2 protein-coding genes are annotated in these 3,989 nt (G+C 68.9%); both read right to left on the bottom strand.

The window, feature by feature from the left end; translation table 11 throughout:
* On the bottom strand, positions 1-1,321 hold a 1,321-nt coding region (locus tag ACFWWR_RS48435; protein ID WP_383878435.1), incomplete at its 3' end, for an RICIN domain-containing protein.
* A gap of 440 nt (positions 1,322-1,761) precedes the next feature.
* Positions 1,762-3,714 carry an alpha-L-fucosidase gene (locus ACFWWR_RS48430; protein ID WP_383878437.1) on the bottom strand — a complete coding sequence of 651 codons (1,953 nt, stop codon included), beginning with the start codon at positions 3,712-3,714 and terminating at the stop codon, positions 1,762-1,764.
* Between the last annotated feature and the right edge of the window lie 275 nt (positions 3,715-3,989).

Genomic DNA, 3,989 nt, shown 5'->3' with positions numbered 1-3,989 from the left:
TGGGGGTGGTGGTGTTGTTGATGTCGTTGATGCCCTCCAGCACGATGGCGTTCTTCACGCCCGGCTGGGTCAGGACGTCGTGGGAGAACCGGGTCTTGGCCGCGATGCCCTGCTGCGCGCTCGGGCTGTCGGTGACCACGCGGTTGCCGCCGATGCCCGCGTTGACCACGCCGAGGCGCTGGCCGCCGGACTGGGCCTGGAGCCGCCGGGCGAGGTAGTCGGGCCAGCGCTGGTTGGTGTTGTCGGTGGCGCTGGAGCCGTCGGTGATGGAGTCGCCGATGGCAACGACGGTTCCCTTGGCCGTGGGTGACACGACGTCGAGTCCGGCGACGTAGAACCAGCGGGCCGTGGTGGTGGTGAAGTTCGTCGCGGCCGCCTCGGCCGCGTGGTTGCCGGTGCCCGCGGCGGACAGGTACGAGGTCTGGTGGGCGTCGTTGTGGTAGGTCGAGGCGCCGGTGGTGCCCGGGAGGTAGACGCTCACCAGCAGGTTCTGCTCCGCGACGACCTGCATCGGGATGACGTCGCTGGTCATTTCCTGCCCGGCGGGGATGGTCGGGGTGGCCGACCGGCCGAAGGTGACGGTACGCGTGGTGCCCGCGACCGCGGAGGCGCCGCTGGACTGGACCGCCACCGTGACGGCACCTACCGAGAGCGCGGTCGTGCTGCGCAGGTTGGACAGCCGGATGCGCAGCCCCGCGCCGGAGGTGTTGTTGTGGACGACCATCCGGATCGTCTGCGAGGTGAAGGTCTGGCCGCCCCTGACCATGGCCGGGCCCCAGGTGGCGGAGCGCGGGCGCTCGGTCAGGCTCCACTGCTGGTTGGTAGTGTTCCCGCAGGTGTACTGGATGAGCGCGCGGTCCTCCGCGGTGGAGTTGCCGGAGACGTCCAGGCACAGGCCGCTGTGGGCGGAGACGATCGCCGAGCCGCTGAAGGTCCAGCGCTGGTTGTTGGCGCCGGTGCAGGTCCACTGGATGATCGCGGCCCCCGCGTTCGTGGAGCCGGTGTGGACGTCCATGCACTTGCCGCTGTTGATGTTGACCAGCGAGAAGGTGCCGTCGCCGTGGTCGACCGCCTCCCACAGCTGGCCGGGGCCGCCGGAGGCGGTCTTCTGCACGACCGCCGCTGCGTTGGCCAGGGAGTCCGACAGCACGGCGGTGTTCTTACCGCTGTGCGCCGCTGTCAGCGCGTAGACGTGGCCGCCCTGCGGCGCGCCCGCGGCCGAGGCGTCTGCCGCCGGGACGAGGGCGAGTCCGACAGCGGCCAGGCAGGTGGCGGATGCCGTGGCCGTGAGTCTGGCGGAGAGTCTTCGAAAGGTGTGCATGTGCGGCCCTTCTTTGCTGGGTGGGGACGTGCGCGTCTTCTTCGTGGAGACGTGCGGGTCGAGGGGCAGGGGCGCTCAGGAGGTGACGCTCCGCAGCGTGAACTGCTGGTCGAGCCGGCTTCCGCAGGTCTACTGGACCAGCGCGGCCCCGTCGGCGGCCCAGGAGCCGGCGAGGTGGACGGTGGCGCCGGTCATGTCGCCGAGTGCGGGGAAGCCGTGTGCGCGGACGGCGTGAGAGCGGCGTTGATGTACGGCAGGAGTGGGGGCTTGGGTGAAACCCGTGAAGTACAGCCGGACGTTGATGGTGACGTGCTCGGAGGAATGATGGAATCAGGCACGTGTTCTGGGGGGCGTGAGGTGCCCAGGCGCCTCGCGCCCGCAGGGGACCGCCACCGCTGCCCCTCGCAACGGGCCGAGGAGGAGCGGGCCGGAGGGCAGGATCAGGAGGGGATGATCTGCCACTGTTGCTCGGTCCGCGACGCGTACGGCTGCTGCTCGATGTTGGCTCCGTCGGCGGTGCTGCCCTCGTCGACGGCGAGGCAGAGCCCGCTGTAGCGGTTGATGAGGAAGTAGTGTCCGTCGCCGGTGGGTGTGACGGCCCAGTGCTGCTGGGGGGCGCTGGCGTCTCCCCAGATGCCGGCGGTGCCGCCGTCCGCGCGGGAGAGACCCGCGATCTCCAGGAGCTTGCCGCTGCCCACACCCTTGATCTTGTAGTAGCCGTCGCCGGTCTTGACGAAGGTCCACTTCTGGTTGGTCTGGTTGAGCCAGGGCCATTGCTGGACCGGGGTGTTGTCGGTGGTGCGCCTGCCTACCACGTCGGCGACCTGGCCGCTGTTTCGGTTGACCAGCCGGTAGACGGTGCCGTCGCCGGGCAGCGTGGTGGACACCAGTGCCGGCTTGAGCGACCGGCCTCCGATCCTGAGGCCGCTGATGTTGGCGTAGCCGCCGGTGGCCGCGTTGACCTGGATGCGTACGAAGCCCACGTTCCGGTTGGGCCACTCCACCAGCTTGTACTTGCCGTTGCCGGCCCAGGTGCCGGTGGCGACCTGGGTGAAGGTGACCCCGTCGGTGCTGGTGAGGATGGTGTAGGAGGTGATGTCGCCGTCGGTGGAGTTGCTGCGGTTCCACTGCTTGGGCAGGTACTCCAGGGTGGAGACGTTGCTCCACACGCCGCCCAGGTCGATCGTGATCGAGTGAGGCAGGGCCGGGGACAGTCCCCAGGTCGACCAGCAGGTCTCGTAGCGGACGTCGCTGAGTCCGTCGATGGCGTTGAGCGGCCCCTGGCCGGTGCGGAAGGCGGTGGCGTACGCGTTGACCGGTGTGACGGGGTGCTCGGCGCGCAGTGGCTGGGTGGGCAGCGGCGGCCGGGAGGTGTCCGGGCTCCAGGCCGCGCCGACCTCGGCGAGCCGGTTGACGACGTTGGTGTCCAGCAGGCCGTTGCGGTTGGGCGGGCAGTTGAGGATGAACGAGGTGTACTTCGGCTCCAGGTCGGCCAGGTGCGACAGGATCGCGGACCTGCTCATGAGGCTCTCGGTCGGGGTGGAAGGGTGCCAGAACCAGCCGTTGCTGATCGTCTGCCCCTGCATTCCGGCGTAGGTGTTGCCCGCCGGCGCCGTGATGCCCAGCGGCTCCTCGAAGAAGATCGCGTCGCTGAGGAAGGGTTCCGTCAGCCCGCCGATGTCGATCATGACGCAGTCCGGCTGCAGCTCCTTCACCAGCGAACGGATCCGCTGGTAGGAGACGGCCTGCTGACCCATCTGCCATGCGTAACCGTCAGTCATGAACATGTCGATGGTGCCGTAGTTGGTGAGCAGCTCACGGATCTGACCGAGCATGAAGGTCATGTCGTCGGGCTGGATGGCATCCGTGATTTCCAGCCCGGTCACCTTGTGCCGGCTCTCCCACGCCTCGACACCGAAGGTGCGGTCCCAGATCGAGTAGTAGAACCCGACCTTCAGGTTCTTCGCCCGGAAGGCGTCGCAGTACGCCTGCACCACGTCGTGCTTGTAGGAGCTGTTCGCGACGTTCTGGGTGCCATAGGCGCTCGGCCACAGGGCGAAGCCGTCGTGGTGCTTGGTGGTCAGGATGCCGTAACTCATCTTCGCGGCAGCCGCCGCATCGGCCCACTGCGCGCAGTTGACACTCGGCGGGGCGAAGACGGTGGGACTCTGCTTCGGCGCCGCCCACTCCTCGTTGGTGAAAGTGCCCAGACTGAAGTGGTTGAACATACCGAACCGCATGTCGACCATCCTGCTCAGGTTGGTCTGCGTGTCCGCGGCCGACGCCTGCGACAGCAGGCCGGAGAAGCCGGGGACCAGCGGCAGGGCGGTCGCGGCGGTCGCCGCCCCCGCCGCACCGAGAAACGTACGGCGATTCATTCTGGACGAGGACATGGGGCACTCCTGTGGATCGATGGCGCTGCTTGCGGTGACGATGTGTGGGGACATTCCGGGCCGGCCGGGTGTCGTGGTGTGCCGGGAGGCCGGCGGCGGGGCTGCCCTGCCAGTCGCGGGCGTTGTCGGGCGGAGCGACGTGCGGGCCGGCCCGGGAGGTGGACCGACGGGCTGCGGCTCTTCCTTTCGGGACGGGGCCCTGGACGCAAGGGCGAAGCCTGCCGTCGGTGACCGCCATGCCGACGAGCGACTCTGCGGCGGGTGATCGACTCCGA

It is taken from the genome of Streptomyces sp. NPDC058678 (assembly GCF_042714835.1).
GTDB lineage: Bacteria > Actinomycetota > Actinomycetes > Streptomycetales > Streptomycetaceae > Streptomyces.
This window is presented reverse-complemented; position numbering and strand designations above follow the sequence as displayed.